This is a genomic window from Tsukamurella pseudospumae, from assembly GCF_001575205.1.
Taxonomy (GTDB): domain Bacteria; phylum Actinomycetota; class Actinomycetes; order Mycobacteriales; family Mycobacteriaceae; genus Tsukamurella; species Tsukamurella pseudospumae.
The window spans coordinates 164,609-182,745 of record NZ_LSRE01000002.1 but is presented as its reverse complement, the minus strand read 5'-3'; the positions used below and the strand labels follow the sequence as shown (position 1 = coordinate 182,745).

Sequence of the window (18,137 nt, the reverse complement as noted above, 5' to 3'; positions counted from 1 at the left end):
TTACAGTCACTTCCATGACGAGTGCCTCCACCACCGACGGCGCGGCCGACGCTCAAGGCGCCGAGCCCAGCATCCACACCACCGCGGGCAAACTGGCCGCCTTCCGCAAGAAGGACGCCGAGGCGATGGCCCCGATGGGGCAGGCCGCCATCGAGAAGGTGCACGAGAAGGGCCGGCTCACCGCGCGCGAGCGCGTGCTGGCGCTGCTGGACGAGGGCTCCTTCGTCGAGCTGGACAAGCTGGCGCAGCACCGCTCCACCAACTTCGGCATGGCCGCCCGCCGTCCCGTCGGCGACGGCGTGGTGGCCGGCTACGGCACCATCGACGGCCGCGAGGTGTGCGTCTTCAGCCAGGACTCCACCGTCTTCGGCGGATCACTGGGCGAGGTCTACGGCGAGAAGATCGTCAAGGTGATGGACCTGGCCACCAAGACCGGCCGCCCGCTGGTCGGCATCATCGACGGTGCCGGTGCCCGCATCCAGGAGGGCGTCGTCTCGCTCGCCCTGTACTCGCAGATCTTCTTCCGCAACACGCAGGCCTCGGGCGTCATCCCGCAGATCTCCGTGGTGATGGGCGCAGCCGCCGGCGGCCACGTCTACTCCCCCGCGCTCACCGACTTCGTGGTGATGGTCGATCACGAGAGCCAGATGTTCATCACCGGCCCGGACGTGATCAAGTCCGTGACCGGCGAGGAGGTCACCAAGGAGGAGCTGGGCGGCGCCCAGACCCACATGACCAAGTCGGGCACGGCGCACTACGTCGCGTCCGGTGAGCAGGACGCGCTGGACTACGTCCGCGAGCTGCTCACCTACCTGCCGTCGAACAACCGCGCCGAGGCCCCCCGGTTCGTGCCGACCGATCCGCTCACCGGCTCCATCGAGGACTCGATCAACGACGAGGATCGCGAGCTCGACACGCTGATCCCGGACTCGCCGAACCAGCCCTACGACATGCACGAGGTCATCCGTCGCCTGCTCGACGACGACGAGTTCCTCGAGATCCAACCGCAGCGCGCGATGAACATCATCGTCGGCTTCGGCCGCATCGACGGCCGCAGCGTCGGCATCGTCGCGAACCAGCCCACCCAGTTGGCGGGCTGCCTCGACATCGACGCCTCGGAGAAGGCCGCCCGCTTCGTGCGCTTCTGCGACGCCTTCAACATCCCGATCGTCACCCTGGTGGACGTGCCCGGCTTCCTGCCCGGCACCGGCCAGGAGTACGACGGCATCATCCGCCGCGGCGCGAAGCTGCTCTACGCCTACGGCGAGGCCACAGTCCCGAAGATCACGGTCGTCACCCGCAAGGCCTACGGCGGCGCGTACTGCGTGATGGGCAGCAAGGACATGGGCGCCGACATCAACCTGGCGTGGCCCACCGCCCAGTTCGCGGTCATGGGCGCGGGCGGGGCCGTCGGCTTCGTCTACCGCAAGGAGCTGGCCGAAGCCGCGAACAAGGGCGAGGACGTCGACGCGCTGCGCCTGACGCTGCAGCAGGAGTACGAGGACACGCTGGTCAACCCGTACGTGGCAGCCGAGCGCGGCTACGTCGACGCGGTGATCCCGCCCTCGCACACCCGCGGCCAGATCGTGACGGCCCTGAACATGCTCGAGCGCAAGGTGGTCGCCACCCTGCCCAAGAAGCACGGGAACATCCCGCTGTGAGCGCGGCCGACAAGCCGGTGGAGCCGAGCACGGCGGACGTCGAGAAGCTCAAGGCCGCCATCCGGTTCGAGAAGGGCAATCCCTCGGCCGCGGACGTGGCGGCCGTGGTCGCGGTGCTCGCCGCCGCGACGGGCTCCGCGCCGCAGACCGGCCCCGGCGGCCCGAAGTCGCTGTGGGGCAGCAGCCGCGAGCGGATGCGTCCGCAGTACTTCAACGGCCCCAACGCCTTCACCAGCCAGACCCCGGTGTTCTGGACGAAGGGCTCTTGACCCCTCCCGTTCGTCTCGTCCTCGCGTCGGCCTCGCCGGCCCGGTTGTCGGTACTGCGCGGCGCCGGCACCTCGCCGGTGGTCTCGGTCTCCCAGGTCGACGAGGACGCCGTCCAGGCCGCGCTGCCCGCCGGGACCACGCACGAGGACACCGTGCTCGCCCTGGCCCGCGCCAAGGCGCAGGACGTGGTCGCACGGATCGCCGAGGATCCGGTCCCCGGCCGCGCCGTGGTGATCGGCTGCGACTCCATGCTCTCCATCGACGGCGAGCTGGTCGGCAAGCCCCACACCCCCGAGGTCGCCACGGCGCGCTGGCGCGCGATGCGCGGCCGCACGGGTCGCCTGCTCACCGGCCACTGCGCGGTCCTCCTGTCCGACGGTGCCGTGCTCGGCGACGCGGTCGGCACGCGATCCACGACGCTGCGGTTCGGCGCACCGTCGGACTCCGAGATCGACGCCTACGTCGCGACCGGGGAACCCCTGCAGGTGGCGGGAGCCTTCACTCTAGACGGTCTGGGCGGATGGTTCGTCGAGGGCATCGACGGTGACCCCAGTTCCGTCATCGGCATCTCCCTCCCGCTGACACGCGGGCTGCTGAGTGAGCTGGGCGTCAGCGTCACCGACCTCTGGTAGCGCAACCCCGTAAACTCCGCTGTAGCGAGTTCCCGCAACTGGAGGAGCGCGGATGACTGCAGAACCCTGGGTCGAGCCCGAACCCGACGATCCCTCGCAGCTCCTGTCGATCCTGCCGGGCCCCTGGCACGGCCAGTTCCTGGTCGAGTACCGAGCCGCACTCGACACGGCACGCAATGACCTCGGCCAGTGGTCCGAGTTGCGCGCGGTGCTCCATCGATGGCGGCTCCGCGCCGTTGCTTACTCGGCACCCGGTTTCGAGACTGCTGCTGCAGCTGCACGGGAGACGGAGGCGAAGGACCTGCACCCCATTCCGGGGTGGGAAGCCCGGCAATGACCTATCAGCCCAGGATGATCAAACCTGCGCCGGCGCAGTACCACGATCTCCTGAGCACCAACGAGGTCGCACACGATGCATTCCTCACCCGCGTCGCAGAACTAGTGGCCGCACCGTGGGATTCCTGGCCGACGCGCCCCGACGCGCATCCGGAGTACCGCGACCGCAGTTCGGTAGTCACGGCCTACTGTCCTTCCTCGTCGACGACGAGGCCGAGATGCTGATCATCTTCAGCATCGTGTGGATCGGATAGAGGCGGCCGCAACCTTCAGATGGCCTCAGCCCCATCCCCGGGCGCCCCAAGCCTGATCTTCACCATCACGGACGTGTCGGACCTCACAGGTTCATCGATCGACAGTACGTAAGCATCCCGTTAACACCGCGAGATCACCACGTTTCCGCAGTTCCGCCGCACGGTTGAGGCTTCGATCACGTACAGCGTCCGAACTGCGGGAACACCCGGGCGTCCCTCGGCGAGGATCTACCACAACCCTGGTCAAGGGTCAGATCGCGTGACGAGCGACACTACTCGTTCGTCTCGCGAAAGGAATGAACCCCGTCTTAGCGTCTTCTCATGACCACGACGCTCCGCCCCCTCGCCTCCTCCGAGATCGGCTTCGTGGGCCCGCATCCCACGACGTGCGCCTTCGAGCTGACCGTGCGCGGCCCGCTGGACATCGATGCGCTGACCGCTGCGCTCGCCGCGCTGCGCGCCGAGCACCCCGAGCTCGACGCCGCCGTCGCCCCCAGCGGCGACGGCTTCGCGTTCGTCGCCCCTGTCGCCGGCGCCGGAATCTCCGACGAACCCGGCGACCTCCTGGTCGACCCCACCTCGGCGCTCGCCCGCCTGCACATCGCGACGCTCGGCGACCGGCATCGGGTCGCCCTGGCCGTCAGCCACGCCCTCGCCGACGGCACCCACCTGTTCGCCCTCTTCGCCCGGCTCTGGACGCACTACACGGCACTGGTGCGCACCGGTGCGACGACGACCGCCGAACCGCATCCGTTCCCGCGCTCCGCACAGGCCGTCCTCGCCGAGCTCGACGTCCCCAAGGTCAGCACCGGCCGCGCCCGGCTCGACGGTGCGCGGTGGTACGGCGCGGCGCCCGTCCTCGGCACGGCGGACCACGCGGACGAGCACCTCCCCGACACGGTCTCGCTCCGGTTCTCCCCCGCGACCACCGCGCGGTTCCGCGAGGCGGCGCAGGGCGTCGGCGTGAGCGCGCTGCTCTCCGGCGTCCTGCTCTGCGCCGAACGCGCGGGATTCCTCGACGAGGACCCCGCCGCGCCGATCCGGATCGGCGCGATGACGCTCGTCGACCTGCGCCACCGGGTGCGCCCCTTCCTCGCCCCGACCGAGGTCACCAACTTCGTCGGCGCCTCCTACGCCGCGCCCGAGATCACCGGCAGCACAGACCCCGCCGCACTGGGCACGGCCGTCGCGACCGCGGCGCGCAACGACATCACCTCCGGCCGCGCGCTCGCGGCGCTGGCCACCGCCACGGCCACCGCCACGGCCACCGCCGCCGAGCCGCCGGTCGTGGTGAGCAATCTCGGCGTGCTCGACGTCGAGCTGCCCGACGGGCTCGTCGCGGAGGACCTGCGGCCGATCGTCTCGATGGACGCCGCGGGCCTGCGCGTCCCCGCCGGGTCGCGACGGCCGTCCCCGTCGGCCACCATCCACCAGATCTCGACCTTCCGCGGGCGGCTCGGGATCGACGCGATCACCCTGGGCGGCACCGCTTCTCCCGCGGCACGGACCGCGGTCGCCGACCGCATCGACACACTCGTCCAGACCGCGACCCGCCGGTCCCCCGCCGCCTGACCCGTCGCACGTACGCCGCCTCACCGTTCAGAACAGGAGCCGCTCATGCAGACCCACCGCGCACTCACCTTCTCCGAGGCGTCCTTCGTCCGGCCCGCCTCGCGCGAGGTGATCGGCACGTCGTACGCGCTGCGGGGCGTCGTCGACGTCACGGCGCTGCGGTCGGCGTTCGCGGCGCTGCTAGAGGAGTACCCCGTGCTGGCGGCACGGATCGTGGACGTCAAGGGCCGCCCGCACTTCGCCCCGGGCGACCCGACGGTGGCCGCGGCCATCGGTTTCCGCGACAGCGCGGCGCCCTGGACCGGCTACGCCCAGACACCGCCCTGGTTCGTCGGCGCCGACCAACTGGCGGCGCTGACGCTGACCGGGATCGGGGACGACTACCGGCTGACCCTCTGGGCCAGCCACGCCGCGACCGACGGCTCCGGCATCGTCGCGATCGCCGCCCGGCTATTCGCGCTGTACACCGCGCTGGCGAGCGGCGCGACGCCGATCGTGCGGCGCGCCGGGGACTTCCCCGCCGAGCCGCACCGGGTGATGGCCGAGCGCGGGCACCTGCCCGGGGAGGTGGACTACGAGGAGCGGCTCGCGGGCACCGTCTGGCACGGTGCGGTGCCGAAGGACTTCCCGGACGAGCCGGGCTCCGACGTCGACGACGTGCTGCGGATCCGCTTCGGCACTGCCGAGACCGCCGCGCTCGACACCGCCGCCCGCGCCCACGGCGTCTCCACGCACGCGCTGGTCAGCGGCATCATCGCCCGCGCCGAGCTCGCCGAATGCGCGGAGGACGCGGCGGTGGCGTTGCTCACCCCGGTCGACTTCCGCAGCCGCGTCGATCCGCCCATCCCGCTGCGGTCGGTGACCGCGCTGTGCGGCTTCTCGTACGTGGCGGTCACCGACGCCCCCACCGCGGACATCGCCCGGACCGTGTCGGACCGGATCCGTGCGGACGTGCGCGACGGCACCGTCCTGCGGACCGCCGTGAGCCCGATGCCCGACCCGCGGACCCGTCGCCACGGCCCGCCCGTTCTCATCAGCAACCTCGGCGCGGTGCCCGATCCCCTCACGCCCGCCGGGCTCGAGGTCCGCGACTTCCACGCGCAGATCGTCCGGAGCGCCGCCGGCATCCGCGAGTACGCCGCCGGCCACGTCGGCGAGAGTGCTCCCGCCGTGCCGATCGGCACCTCGTACCTGGTCTCGACCTTCGGCGGCCGGCTGTCGATCGAGTCGCGCGCGCTGCCCGGCACGCTCGACGGTGCCGTCCGTCTCCGTCTCCTCGAACGGATCGCGGACGGTGCGCACGCGCTGCTCGAGATCGGCACCGCCGCATGACCGTCCCCCTCGCCGACACCGAGTCGCCACCGGCCCCGCCGGTGGCGCTGCTCGTCGACGTCGGCCTGCAGGTGGGCGTGTACCTGGCGTTGCGCTACCTGTTCGGCGTGGGGCAACTGATCGCCCTCGTCACCGGCACGACGCTCGTGGCGGTCCGGATCCTGGTCCGCTCGTCGGTGCGGCGCGCGGCCGATCCGCTGGAGCTGTTCACCCTCGTGCTCCTCGCCTCGTCCATCACGGCCGCCGCGATCTCGGGCAGTCCCCGGGTGATCCTCCTCGTGGAGACGGGGATCGGCGGGCTCATGGCCGCCGCGATCTGCGCGGGCCTCGTACTGCGACGGCCGGCGGTCGCGACGCTGATGATGCGACTGGCCGTGCGCGGGGACGCCGCACGGGCCCAGCGGTGGAACCGCCGCGTCCGGACCGAACGCCGATGCGTCCGAGCCATCGGTGCCGTCGATCCGCTGTGGCTGGTCGCGGTCGTCCTCAGCACCGCGGCGTCGATCACCGCCGCCCTGAGCATGCCGATCGACTACGCGGTGGTCGCGTGTCAGCTGATCCCGCTGCTGGTCGCCGTGCCGGTCCTGCCGCTGACGCTGCTGCTCCTGCGCCCGGTGCGCGCATCGCTGGCCGCCGTCGACGACGACGCCGTCGTCCCCCGAACCGAGCTCCGCCCGACCGCCGAAAGGACTTCTCCGACATGAAGGTCTGCATCCTCGCCATGGGCAGCCGTGGCGACGTCCAACCGACGATCGCGATCGGTCTCGCGCTCCGTGCCCGCGGGCACGACGTGACGATCGCCGCCATGGGCGACCCGCTGGTCGCGCTGATCCGGTCGGCGGGTCTGGACGCCCACCGGCTCAACGACATCGTGCCCGACTACGACGACGACTACCGCGAGGTGATCCACCGCCCCGTCGAGCGGATGCGGGCCTACGGCCGGTGGTTGGTGCGCAACATCGCCACCATCTCCCGGGAGACGGAGGCCGTGTGCCTGGACGCCGATGTGGTCCTGACCCATTCGGACGCCGTCGATTTCGCGCTCCCGATCACCCGGCGCAGCGGCGCGAGCATCATCAGTTACCGGTTCTTCCCGGGCACCGTCAACAGCGTCTACCCCATGACGCAGTACACCCCGGCCGGTCTGACCAGTGACGTGCTGTCGCGCTCGCCGCGCATGGTCAAACGCGCGACGTGGACGCTCGGCGACTCCTTCACGTGGACCCACGTGCGGGCGGCGGTGAACTACCACCGGATGTCGGTGGGCGAGGCCCCCTACCGCTCGCGGCGCGCGAAGAACCGCGACGCGCACGAGATCGTCGACCTGCAGCTCTACGACGCCGCCCTGACCCCTGCCCTGGTGCCCGAGTTCAGCCGCACCCGGCCGATGCTGGGCTTCCCGGAGGTCCCCGCCGACGCGTGGCTGCGCCAGGGTGAACGCAAGCGCACGGACGCCGATCTGATGCAGTGGTTGCGCGACGGCGCCGCCCCGATCTACTGGGGCTTCGGCAGCATGCGGATCGCGGATCCCGACGGGATGGCGCGGACCTTCGCGCGGGTCTGCGCCGAGCGCGGTCGACGGGGCCTCGTCGTGGCGGGCTGGAGCGACCTCGTGGGCGCCGACCTCGGCGATCACGTCCGCGTCGTCGACGAGGTGGTCCACGCCGAGGTGCTGCCGCTCTGCGCGGCCGCCGTCCACCACGGCGGCGCGGGCACCACCGCGGCGTCGCTGCGTGCGGGTCTGCCCACGCTGATCTGCCCGGTGCTCGCCGATCAGCCCTTCTGGGGCGCCCGGGTCGCCGACCTCGGCGTCGGCGCGTGCCTGCCGATGCGCGGCGTGACCCCGGAGCGGCTGCACGCCGCCTTCGACGTCCTGCTCGATCCCGCCGTCCGCCGTCGGGCGCAGCGGATCTCGTCGCTCATCGACCTGGGCGACATCCCCGCCCGGCGCGCCGCGACGATCATCGAGTCGATCGCCGAGGACGACGGGGTGGACGTGCGCTGCGCGCCGGCGCTGTCGGCGCCCGACACCGTCGACTTCGACGCCGCCACGGTCGCCTCCCTCGCCGGACTGGAGGTCTGAGATGCCCAGCCGCCCATTGACCCCGCTCGAGATCCCCTACGTCCTCACCGGGACCGTCTCGAGCGGCAGCTTCACCGTCCGGGGACCGATCGACGCGGGCCGCCTCGCCCGCGCGTACGCCGCCCTCCGCCGCGAACACCCCGTGCTCGCGGGTCGGATCGCGGCGCACGCCTTCGGTTTCGACCTGATCGCGCCGGACGCGGCACCGGACGAGACGGCCGCACCGATCCAGGTCGAGCTGCGCCCCTTCGCACCCGGCGATGTCCGCCTCGGAGTCGACGCCGCGCAGGAGATCGCCGCGGTGCAGCTGGTCTCGGACGGCGACCTGCACCGGGTCACGCTGGGCGTAAGCCACGCCGTCGCCGACGGCGCGCACGCGCTGTACCTGAACCTGCGGCTGTGGGAGCTGTACTCGGGTGCCGAGCCCGCGGACCCGGCCGGGCTGCCCGCAGCCCCGACGGACCTGGCGGATCGCCTCGCGGCGGGCGCGCCGCCGGCAGGGTCCGTCATCGAGGTGCTCCCCACCGCGACCGTGCCCGCACCCGCCGATGTCGACGCCGGGGACTTCGCCTTCGACCGGATCCGCCTCGACGCCGCGGCGACCGGTGCGCTGCGGCGCCGGGCGAAGGAGGCGGGCCTGAGCGTCCACGGCCTCCTCGCCGGGATCATCGTCGCAGCGGAGCGCGCCGAGCTCGACCGGCCCGCCGACGAGGCGGTCCCGCTGGCCGTGTTCAGCCCCGTCGACCTGCGGGCCCGCGCCGAGCCCGCGGTCCCCGCAGCGGCGGTCACCAACTTCGCGGGATCGTCGACGGTGCCCATCGCGGTACGGGGTGACACGGCTCCCGAGGAGATCGGCCGCGCCGTCCTCGAGCGGCTCCGCGCCGACCTCGCGGACGGCACCGTCGCGGCCGCCCTCGCGGGCTCCGCGCCGGTGACGGTGACGGGCGGGGCTCCCGTGCGACTGAGCAACATCGGCGCGGTTCCGGCACCGTCGACCCCGGACGGCGTCGTCGCGCTGGACTTCCACACCAGCTCGGAGGTCGACATCGAGCGAGTCCGCGCCCTCGTGCACGGCGCGCCGCCCGAGGCACTGGCCCCACTCGTCGGGCTGCACCACCACGCGCTGACCTTCGACGGACGGCTGTCGATCGAGCTGCGGCACGCCCCGGGCACGCTCGCCCCAGGGGTCGTCCGGCGGATCCGGGACCGGATCGCGGCCGGCCTGGTCGGCGCCGGGGCCGCCGCATGACGGCCGACCTGCTCGCGTTCGTCGACCAGGGCGCGGCCTCGGCCACCCGCGCGACGGGGCGCAATTCGCTCATCCAGGTGGTGTGGACCTACGACCGCGGGATCGACCTGCCCGGTCTGGAGCGATTCCGGAGCGCGCTCACGGAGGGTCTGCTGGGCCGGCGGATCGCCCACTCGCCGCTGCCCTTCGGCCGCGACCGCTGGGTGGCCACCGCCGCGGCCCCGCGGATCGCGGTGGAGGCGGCTCCACGCCCGCGGGAGGCGATCGACGGTTGGCTCGACGAGCGCGCCGCGGCCCCGATCGATCCGTGGTCCGGGCCGGGCTGGCACCTCGGGGTGCTGCCGCTCACGGACGGCGGCTCCGCGGTCACGCTGGTGGTCTCGCACGTCCTCGCCGACGGGGTCGGCACCGCGACCGCGGTCGCGGAGGCCGCGCTGGGCACGGCCCGGGACCTGCCCTACCCGCGTGCGGCCGCCGCCCCGCTCGCCGCCGCCCGACGGGACGCCGCCCTGGCGGCCCGCGAGCTGCCCGCCGCCGCGCGGGCCGCAGCGGCGGCGACCCGGCTGGCCCGGGGGCGCCTCGAGCACGACGGTCCCGCGCGCGACCACCCCGTCGGACCCGACCGCTGGACCGTCGCGCACCTCGACCGCGCCGACCTCGCCGCCCGCGCGGCCGCGCTCGGCGGCACCGAGTCCACCCTCCTGTTCCGGGCCGCCGCTGAGATCGCCGCCGAGCTCGGCTGGGTCCGTCCCGACGGGCAGGCCGTACTCGGGCTGTCCGTGAACCGGCGCGAGGAGGGCGACCTGCGCGGTAACGCCATCGTCGACGCGGAGGTCGTCGTCGACCCCGCCGCCGGCGCCGGCGGCGTCGTCGTCCTCCGCGCCGACGTCAAGGGAGTGCTCGGCGCGCTCCCGGACGCCGGGCGCTACGACGCGTTCGGCCCGCTGCTCACGCTCCTGCCCCGCCGCACCCTGGCCGCGCTGGTCGACGCGCCGCCCGACCCGGCGCGTCCCGTGACCACCTGTGCCGGCGTCGGCGCCCTGCCCGCGCCGGTCCGCGCGCCCGACGGCAGCGCCGCGGACCGCACCTGGTTCCGGCTGGCGTGGTCCGCGCTGCCGGGCCGGACCGCCGCGGACCGTCCCGCCCACCTGTACGTCGGGTGGACCGGCACCGACGAGGAGACCACCGTGTTCGCCGCGACCAACCTCGCCGCCGCCGTCGACCTGCGCGGCGTCGTCGCGCGGGCGGTCGCGCACGGGGGCTAGGCTGACGGGCGTGGCTATCGAGACCGATCCGAGCGCGGAACTGCAGGACTACGCACACCCCGAGCGCCTCGTCACCGCGGACTGGCTGAGCGGACACCTGGGGGTCCCCGGCCTCAAGGTGATCGAGTCCGACGAGGACGTGCTCCTCTACGACATCGGGCACATCCCGACGGCGCAGAAGGTCGACTGGCATCTGCACCTCAACGACCCGGTGACGCGCGACTACATCACCGGCGAGCAGTTCGCGGAACTGATGCGCAGCAAGGGCATCAGTCGCGACGACACCGTGGTGATCTACGGCGACAAGTCGAACTGGTGGGCCGCTTACGCGCTGTGGGTGTTCACGCTGTTCGGCCATCCGGACGTCCGCCTGCTCGACGGTGGCCGGGACCTGTGGATCAGCGATGCGCGCGACGTCTCGCTGGAGCAGCCGGAGTACCCGCGCAGCGACTACCCCGTCGTGGAGCGCGACGACTCGGTGATCCGCGCCTTCGCCGACGAGGTCTGCGCCGATCTCGGCCGCCGCGCCCTCGTCGACGTGCGCTCCCCGCAGGAGTACACCGGCGAGCGCACCCACATGCCCGACTACCCGGAGGAGGGCGCCCTGCGCGGCGGGCACATTCCCACCGCGGTGTCGATCCCGTGGGCGAAGGCGGCCCGGCAGGACGGCCGGTTCCTGCCCCACGCCGACCTCCTCGAGGTGTACGGCGGCCTGGATTCGACGGCGCCCGTCACGGCGTACTGCCGGATCGGTGAGCGCTCGAGCCACACGTGGTTCGTGCTCACGCACCTCCTCGGGTTCGACGACGTCCGCAACTACGACGGTTCCTGGACCGAGTGGGGCAACACGGTGCGGGCGCCCATCGTCCGCGGCGAGGAGCCTGGCGCGGCCCCGACCGCCGGATCATGAGCGGTCTCCCGCAGCCCCTGGCGGAGATCGTCGACGACTTCGCCGGCGTCGGCGAGCAGGACCGGCTCGAGCTGCTGCTCGAGTTCTCGCGCGAGCTGCCGGCGCTCCCCGAGCACCTGACGGCAGCGGCGATGGAGCCGGTGCCGGAGTGCCAGTCGCCGCTGTTCCTCGACGTCGACGCCTCCGACCGGGAGGCCGTCCGGCTGTATTTCAGCGCGCCGCCCGAGGCGCCGACCACGCGCGGCTTCGCGTCGATCCTCGCGCAGGGTCTCGACGGCCAGTCCGCCGCGGCGATCGCCGCCGTCCCCGACGACTTCCACCACGCGCTCGGCCTCGATTCCGTGGTCAGCCCCTTGCGCCTGCGCGGGATGTCGGCGATGCTGGCGCGCATCAAACGACGCCTCGCCGCCTAGCCCTGCCGGAAGTCCCCCATGCAATTCACCGAGCTGGACGCGTACCCGCTGCGCCCGGGGGAACTCCGCAACTGGACCCCGACGACGGGTCCCGCGGCGCGCTGGCGCGATGACCCGCGCGGCACCTCGCACGTGCACGAGGCGCATCTGCGCGGCGCGCAGGCGATCCTGCGGCGCCGGCACATCGACGGGGGCCGCGAGTCCTGGCTCGGCGTCGGCATCGAATTCGAGGAGCCCCTGTCCATCCCCGGGCTGCGCACCGCGCTGCGGGCGTGGATCGACCGGCACGAGGTCCTGCGCACCCACGTCTTCCTCGACGACGACGGTGCGCCGTTCCGCCGGAGCGCGCAGACGGCCACCGTCGACCTGCGGATCAGGACGATCGGCACCTACCGGTCCACCGGACCGCTCGTCGAGCAGCTGCTGGGTGAGTTCGACCGGTCCACGGCCCCGCTGACCTGGCCCGCGTACATGTTCTCCACGGTGTCGCGGGACGACTCGTTCACGCTGTTCTTCGCGGCGGACCACTCACTGCTGGACGGCTACTCCCTGATCCTGAGCCCCCACGAGCTCCGCGAGCTCTACCGCGAGGCGATCAGCGAGGACGCCGCGCGCCTCCTGCCGACCGGCAGTTACGTGAACTACTCGGACACCGACCGGCAGGTCGCGGACCGGGCCGACGCGAGCCACCCGGCGTCGCGGATGTGGAACGAGTACCTCAGTGAGACCGGGTTCCGGCCCGATCCCTTCCCCATGCCCCTGCTGCCGATCAGCGCCAAGATCCTCGCGGACGAGACCCGCGCGGCGCTGAGTCGCGACCCCGACGGCGTACCCCGGCTGCCTCAGGGTGCGCTGAACTTCCACCTGCTCGACGACGAGCGGGCCAACAACTTCGCCCGCGTGTGCTCCGAGTCCGGCGCATCGCTGGTCACCGGTGTTCTCGCGGGCATGGCCAAGATCAACACCGACCTCGGATTCGGGCCGGTGTTCCGGTGCGCCGTCACCCGGCACACCCGCGACGCCGAGCAGTGGATCGCCGCGCTCGGCTGGTTCGTCGGCATCGCGCCGTTCCGGCTGGACACCACCGGCGCACGCACCTTCGGCGAGCTGGCGCAACGCGCACAGGGCGAATGGAAGCGGTCCAAGGCGGGCAGCACCCTGCCCTACCTGCGCATCGCCGAGGCGCTCGCGGACCTGCCCGATCACTCGCAGGCGCCGCCGCCGCGGTTCGTCGTCTCCTTCATGGACACCCGCTCCGCCCCCGGCTCCGATGTCAACGACGCGGGCGGCGCCGCGGCCCTGCGCTCGCGCGACTACTCCATCGAGGACGTCTACCTCTGGATGCTGCGCACACCGTCCGGACTTCACGTGGCTGCGCGGTTCCCGGGCTTCGAGACAGCGCGCCGGAGTGTCACGCTGTACCTCGGGGCGCTACGTTCGATGCTGACCGAGATCGGCGACGCGGGAGTTACTCGCGGGTAACCGAAACCGACCGGGGACTGTCGGCTTCGCAACAAGTGAGTAGGCATACACTCGTCAGGAGTTTGAGCCCCCGACGGGACAACGACGGCGACGCGCCCGCGCTCGCCCAGGGAACGAGGAGACTTGAGTGGCAGCCCACGCTGACAAGAAGATCGAGAAGGTGCTCATCGCCAACCGCGGTGAGATCGCCGTCCGCGTCATTCGCGCCGCCCGGGACGCCGGCCTGACCAGCGTCGCCGTGTACGCGGAGCCCGACGCCGAGGCGAAGTTCGTGCGCCTGGCCGACGAGGCCTTCGCCCTCGGCGGACAGACCTCGGCCGAGTCCTACCTCGTCTTCGACAAGATCCTCGACGCCGCGAAGAAGTCGGGCGCCGACGCGATCCACCCCGGCTACGGCTTCCTCTCGGAGAACGCCGACTTCGCGCAGGCCGTCATCGACGCGGGCCTGACCTGGATCGGCCCGTCGCCCTCGTCGATCCGCGATCTCGGTGACAAGGTCACCGCGCGCCACATCGCCGAGCGCGCCGACGCCCCGATGGCGCCCGGCACCAAGGACCCGGTCAAGGACGCCGACGAGGTCGTCGCGTTCGCGAAGGAGTACGGCGTGCCCGTCGCCATCAAGGCGGCGTTCGGCGGCGGCGGCCGCGGCATGAAGGTCGCGTACACGATCGACGAGATCCCCGAGCTCTTCGAGTCGGCCACCCGCGAGGCGGTCTCCGCCTTCGGCCGCGGCGAGTGCTTCGTCGAGCGGTACCTGGACAAGGCCCGCCATGTCGAGGCGCAGGTCATCGCCGACCAGCACGGCAATGTCATCGTCGCCGGTACCCGCGACTGCTCGCTGCAGCGCCGGTTCCAGAAGCTCGTCGAGGAGGCCCCCGCGCCCTTCCTCACCACCGAGCAGCGCACCACCATCCACGAGTCGGCCAAGCGCATCTGCCGCGAGGCGGGCTACTACGGCGCCGGCACCGTCGAGTTCCTCGTCGCGGCCGACGGCCTGGTCAGCTTCCTCGAGGTGAACACCCGCCTGCAGGTCGAGCATCCCGTCACCGAGGAGACCGCGGGGATCGACCTGGTGCGCCAGCAGTTCCGCATCGCCGAGGGCAAGGAGCTGGAGATCACGGAGGATCCTACTCCGCGCGGCCACTCCTTCGAGTTCCGCATCAACGGCGAGGACGCGGGCCGCGGCTTCCTGCCCGCTCCCGGCCCCATCACCGTCTACCGCGAGCCCACCGGCCCCGGCGTGCGCGTCGACTCGGGCGTGGATCAGGGCGATGTCATCGGCGGCCAGTTCGACTCGATGCTCGCCAAGCTCATCGTGACCGGCGAGAACCGCGAGCAGGCGCTGGAGCGGTCGCGGCGCGCGCTGGCCGAGTTCGAGGTCGAGGGCCTCGCCACGGTCATCCCGTTCCACCGCCACATCGTCTCCAACCCCTCGTTCATCGGGGATGAGAACGGTTTCGAGGTCTACACCAAGTGGATCGAGACCGATTGGGAGAACCCGATCGAGCCCTACACCGGTGGCCAGCCCATCGAGGAGGACGACGCCCTTCCCCGCCAGAACGTGGTCGTCGTCGTCGACGGTCGCCGCGTCGAGGTCTCCCTGCCGGGCGAGCTGTCGCTCGGCGGTGGTGGCGGTGCCGCAGGTGGCGCCGGCGTCATTCGCCGCAAGCCGAAGGCGCGTACCCGCGACCGCGGCGCCGGCGTGGCCGCGACCGGCGACTCGGTCACGGCTCCCATGCAGGGCACCGTCGTCAAGGTGGCCGTCGAGGACGGCCAGCAGGTCAGCGCGGGCGATCTGGTCGTGGTCCTCGAGGCCATGAAGATGGAGAACCCCGTCGCCGCGCACAAGGACGGCGTCATCACCGGCCTGGCCGTCGAGCCGGGTACTGCTGTCACGCAGGGCACCGTCCTGCTCGAGATCAAGTCCGACGAGGACTGATCGTTTGGATCCCGTCGGCCTGAACGTCGGGGCGTGGTACCTCACGGAACTGCGCCCCGACGCCTGGCTGGCCGACGAGGCCTACGCCTGGGCCGTCCGCGTCAACACCACAGGCGATTCGATCGGCGAGGTCGTCCTGCACCCGTCCGGTGCGGTCACCGTCGACGGGCCGGACAGCGAGGGCCTGCGCACCGCACGCGCCGCGGTCGAGCGGTTCGGCGCGTCGCTGTAGCCAAATCCCCGTGCGCGGGCGCCCGACGGGCGATGATCGTCGCATGGCGAGAAAGCCGGAGCCCCCGAAGGCCCCACCCAGCATCAGCGAATCGGTCAACGACCTCGTCGACTCCGTGCGGTCCGCCGCCGGTCGCGCGATGGACAACACCGGCCGCACCGTGACCAGCGTCGGCAAGCTCAGCACCATCCCGCCCGACACCATCGAGCTCATCGCCGAGCTGCCGAAGGTGATGCTCGCGATGGCCGACATGATCGAGCGGGCCAACAACGTGATCGACCGCGTCGAGCGGCTCACGGCCGTCGCGGATCCCGCGCTCAACACCCTCGACGCCGTGCTCCCCCCGCTCGTCGAGGTCACCGGAAAGCTCAGCGAGGTGCAGCGCGGCGTCAACAAGCTGCCCGGGGTGAGCCACCTCCGCAAGGCCACCGGCCTGTCCGACTGAGCTACTCCCCGCGCACGTGGTGCGCGCGCTCGCCCTGCGGGCCGTAGATGCCGAGGTACTCGACCGGCTTGCCGTCGGCGCTGCCGAACCAGTGCGGGAGCCGGGTGTCGAACTCGATCACCTCGCCGGGCTTGATCACCATCTCCTTCTCGCCCAGGATGAGGCGCAGCGCGCCGTCGAGGACGTACACCCAGTGGTAGCCGGGGTGCGAGACGGGGGTGGGCGCGGCACCGTCGCCCGGACGGGGCCGGATGACCTCTTTGAAGGTGCGCAGGCCACCCGCGCGGCGGGTCAGCGGGACGACGGTGCGGTCGCCGTGACGAACCGGCTTGAGTCGCACCCGCGGATCGCCGGTCTCGGGGGCGTCGACGAGCTCGTCGAGCGGCAGGCCGTAGGTGCGCGCGAGCGGGAGCAGCAGCTCCAGCGTGGGCTTGCGGGTTCCGCCCTCGAGCCGCGAGAGCGTGCTCACCGAGATGCCGGTGGCCTCCGCGACCGCTGTCAGGGTGATGTCGCGCTCCTGCCGGATGGCCCGCAGCCGCGGGCCGACGTGCGCGAGCACCGGATCGTCGTCACTCATGCCCGCCATTGTGCCGCTACTCGAACGGGTTCACGGTCTTCACGCCCGTGCCGGCGGTGGCGAACACCCTTCAGATAGCGCACCGTGGTCCGCTACGCTACGGTGGAAAGCGACGCCCGGACCGGGCGAACACTCATCGAAGGGGCGCTCATGAAGATCGGCATCATCGAAGGATCCATCCGCGACGGCCGCAAGGCGGAGCAGGTCGGCCAGTGGGTCGCCGCCGCGGCGGGGGCGCGCGAGGACGTCGAGGTCACCGTGCTCGACCTCAAGGAGTTCGACATCCCGCTCCTGACCTCGGCCACCGTGCCCGGCGCCGCCAACCGGCAGTACGACAGCGCCGCAGTGACGGCCTGGGGCGAGGCGATCGACGCGCAGGACGGCTTCGTCTTCGTGACCCCGGAGTACAACCACTCCGTCCCCGGCGCGTTCAAGAACGCCTTCGATTCGATCGGGCCGGAGTGGGCCGGCAAGACCGTCGGCTTCGTGGCGTACGGCGCCGACGGCGGCGTCCGCGCCGTGGAGCACTGGCGCCAGATCACCGCGAACTTCTCGATGGTCGACGCCCGCGCGCAGGTCAGCCTGGGCCTGTTCACGGACTTCGACGGCGAGGGGAACTTCGCGCCGATCGACCGCCGCCCCGCGGAGCTCTCGGCCCTGCTGGACGAGCTCACCGCCGCCACCGAGCGCCACCTGGTCGCCGCCGCGCGCTGACCGGAAACGCCGATCCCCCGGCCCCGCACCGACGGGTCCGGGGGATCAGTGCATGCAAGGACTCAGGGCCAGCTGATGACGCCGCGCTGGAAGGTCTGCGAGTAGGTGCCGGTCGCGGAGCGGATCTCCGGCCCCGTCGGGTAGCCGTACGTGCCGGACTCGCGCTTGGCGGAGCTCCACTTGACCAGGATCTCGCCCCACACCGGCCAGGCGCCGCTCGCGGGGGACCAGTAGATCACGCCGCCCTGGAAGGCGTTCATGGCGCCGGTGACGGCGTTGAACGGGCCGCGCGCCTGTAGCTCGTCGGTGATCGGGTAGCCGAGCGGGCCGTTCTCCCAGCGGTTCTCACCCCACTTGGCACGGATCGCGCCGCCGATCTCGTGCGCATTGCCGCCGTCCGCCGCGGGGTGCCAGTAGAAGGACGCCTGGTTCTTGAAGGTCTGGAACTTGCCGCCGCGGCCGGCGTTGGTCTCGGGGATCAGCGGGACGCCCCAGGTCGGGGTGCCGCCGGTGGCGAAGTAGGAGACCTCGATCTGGCCCTTCACCAGGAAGCGCCCCACCTGCTGATCGGCCCTCGCGACGGCCGTCACGCCGCCGCTGATGCCGACCGCGATCGCCGTCGCGGCGACGGCGCCCCGGACCCAGGCCCGACGGTGATCGTTCGAGAAGATGTGCGTGGCCATACCTGCTCCTTCGGCTCTTACCTCCTGTTCATCATGAACCACACCAGTAACACAGACAACGACTGCAACAGGGCGTGTCGGTGCCCTGC

General features: G+C 72.1%; 20 protein-coding genes. 18 read left to right on the top strand and 2 right to left on the bottom strand.

All coding sequences use genetic code 11. The annotated features are described in order from the left end of the window. The first annotated feature begins 14 nt into the window (after nt 1-14). The 17 genes from AXK61_RS03080 (at nt 15) to AXK61_RS03005 (ending at nt 16,074) form a co-directional block, all read left to right on the top strand. Nucleotides 15-1,661: an acyl-CoA carboxylase subunit beta gene (locus AXK61_RS03080; protein ID WP_068743737.1), complete on the top strand. Its 1,647-nt coding sequence runs from the start codon at nt 15-17 to the stop codon at nt 1,659-1,661. Continuing rightward, nucleotides 1,658-1,930: an acyl-CoA carboxylase epsilon subunit gene (locus tag AXK61_RS03075; protein WP_068743735.1), complete on the top strand. Its 273-nt coding sequence runs from the start codon at nt 1,658-1,660 to the stop codon at nt 1,928-1,930. Before AXK61_RS03080 ends, AXK61_RS03075 begins: the two co-directional genes overlap by 4 nt. Then, nucleotides 1,927-2,562: a Maf family protein gene (locus tag AXK61_RS03070; protein ID WP_068743733.1), complete on the top strand. Its 636-nt coding sequence runs from the start codon at nt 1,927-1,929 to the stop codon at nt 2,560-2,562. Before AXK61_RS03075 ends, AXK61_RS03070 begins: the two co-directional genes overlap by 4 nt. Before the next feature lie 52 nt (nt 2,563-2,614). Then, nucleotides 2,615-2,899 carry a DUF6247 family protein gene (locus AXK61_RS03065; protein ID WP_068570470.1) on the top strand — a complete coding sequence of 95 codons (285 nt, stop codon included), beginning with the start codon at nt 2,615-2,617 and terminating at the stop codon, nt 2,897-2,899. Between the two features lie 115 nt (nt 2,900-3,014). Continuing rightward, nucleotides 3,015-3,152, top strand: a complete 138-nt coding sequence (locus tag AXK61_RS24760; RefSeq protein ID WP_156485541.1) for a hypothetical protein — start codon at nt 3,015-3,017, stop codon at nt 3,150-3,152. Nucleotides 3,153-3,473: 321 nt separating this feature from the next. Beyond that, nucleotides 3,474-4,724, top strand: a complete 1,251-nt coding sequence (locus AXK61_RS03060; protein WP_068570469.1) for a phthiocerol/phthiodiolone dimycocerosyl transferase family protein — start codon at nt 3,474-3,476, stop codon at nt 4,722-4,724. A 45-nt stretch (nt 4,725-4,769) separates the two neighbouring features. Next, on the top strand, nt 4,770-6,056 hold the full coding sequence (locus AXK61_RS03055) for a phthiocerol/phthiodiolone dimycocerosyl transferase family protein (protein WP_068570468.1): 1,287 nt from the start codon (nt 4,770-4,772) through the stop codon (nt 6,054-6,056). Continuing rightward, nucleotides 6,053-6,760, top strand: a complete 708-nt coding sequence (locus AXK61_RS03050; RefSeq protein WP_068570467.1) for a VC0807 family protein — start codon at nt 6,053-6,055, stop codon at nt 6,758-6,760. Before AXK61_RS03055 ends, AXK61_RS03050 begins: the two co-directional genes overlap by 4 nt. Then, a complete protein-coding gene (locus tag AXK61_RS03045; protein ID WP_068570466.1) occupies nt 6,757-8,139 on the top strand; it encodes a glycosyltransferase in 1,383 nt (460 codons plus the stop codon). The genes AXK61_RS03050 and AXK61_RS03045 overlap by 4 nt, the downstream gene beginning before the upstream one ends. 1 nt (nt 8,140) lies before the next feature. Beyond that, the gene (locus AXK61_RS03040) at nt 8,141-9,388 is read left to right on the top strand and encodes a phthiocerol/phthiodiolone dimycocerosyl transferase family protein (protein ID WP_068570465.1); all 1,248 of its coding nucleotides are present in this window, start codon (nt 8,141-8,143) and stop codon (nt 9,386-9,388) included. After that, nucleotides 9,385-10,653: a hypothetical protein gene (locus AXK61_RS03035; RefSeq protein WP_068570464.1), complete on the top strand. Its 1,269-nt coding sequence runs from the start codon at nt 9,385-9,387 to the stop codon at nt 10,651-10,653. The genes AXK61_RS03040 and AXK61_RS03035 overlap by 4 nt, the downstream gene beginning before the upstream one ends. A 10-nt stretch (nt 10,654-10,663) precedes the next feature. Continuing rightward, nucleotides 10,664-11,563: a sulfurtransferase gene (locus AXK61_RS03030; RefSeq protein ID WP_068743731.1), complete on the top strand. Its 900-nt coding sequence runs from the start codon at nt 10,664-10,666 to the stop codon at nt 11,561-11,563. After that, nucleotides 11,560-11,976: a SufE family protein gene (locus AXK61_RS03025; RefSeq protein WP_068570462.1), complete on the top strand. Its 417-nt coding sequence runs from the start codon at nt 11,560-11,562 to the stop codon at nt 11,974-11,976. The genes AXK61_RS03030 and AXK61_RS03025 overlap by 4 nt, the downstream gene beginning before the upstream one ends. Before the next feature lie 18 nt (nt 11,977-11,994). Then, complete coding sequence (locus AXK61_RS03020; protein ID WP_068570461.1) at nt 11,995-13,458, top strand: condensation domain-containing protein; 1,464 nt, start codon at nt 11,995-11,997, stop codon at nt 13,456-13,458. A gap of 127 nt (nt 13,459-13,585) precedes the next feature. Then, nucleotides 13,586-15,397: an acetyl/propionyl/methylcrotonyl-CoA carboxylase subunit alpha gene (locus tag AXK61_RS03015; RefSeq protein WP_068570460.1), complete on the top strand. Its 1,812-nt coding sequence runs from the start codon at nt 13,586-13,588 to the stop codon at nt 15,395-15,397. 4 nt (nt 15,398-15,401) lie between these two features. Further along, nucleotides 15,402-15,629 carry a hypothetical protein gene (locus tag AXK61_RS03010; RefSeq protein WP_068570459.1) on the top strand — a complete coding sequence of 76 codons (228 nt, stop codon included), beginning with the start codon at nt 15,402-15,404 and terminating at the stop codon, nt 15,627-15,629. 43 nt (nt 15,630-15,672) lie between these two features. Further along, nucleotides 15,673-16,074 carry a hypothetical protein gene (locus AXK61_RS03005; protein WP_068570458.1) on the top strand — a complete coding sequence of 134 codons (402 nt, stop codon included), beginning with the start codon at nt 15,673-15,675 and terminating at the stop codon, nt 16,072-16,074. Between the two features lies 1 nt (nt 16,075). Here the strand turns inward: AXK61_RS03005 and AXK61_RS03000 are convergent, their stop codons facing one another. Then, the gene (locus AXK61_RS03000; protein ID WP_414929979.1) at nt 16,076-16,660 is read right to left on the bottom strand and encodes a helix-turn-helix domain-containing protein; all 585 of its coding nucleotides are present in this window, start codon (nt 16,658-16,660) and stop codon (nt 16,076-16,078) included. Nucleotides 16,661-16,801: 141 nt separating this feature from the next. Here AXK61_RS03000 and AXK61_RS02995 point away from each other — a divergent pair, with 141 nt between their 5' ends. Then, the gene (locus AXK61_RS02995; RefSeq protein WP_068570457.1) at nt 16,802-17,365 is read left to right on the top strand and encodes an NADPH-dependent FMN reductase; all 564 of its coding nucleotides are present in this window, start codon (nt 16,802-16,804) and stop codon (nt 17,363-17,365) included. Between the two features lie 62 nt (nt 17,366-17,427). Here AXK61_RS02995 and AXK61_RS02990 read toward each other — a convergent pair whose 3' ends face one another. Beyond that, a complete protein-coding gene (locus AXK61_RS02990) occupies nt 17,428-18,048 on the bottom strand; it encodes an LGFP repeat-containing protein (RefSeq protein ID WP_068743729.1) in 621 nt (206 codons plus the stop codon). Between the last annotated feature and the right edge of the window lie 89 nt (nt 18,049-18,137).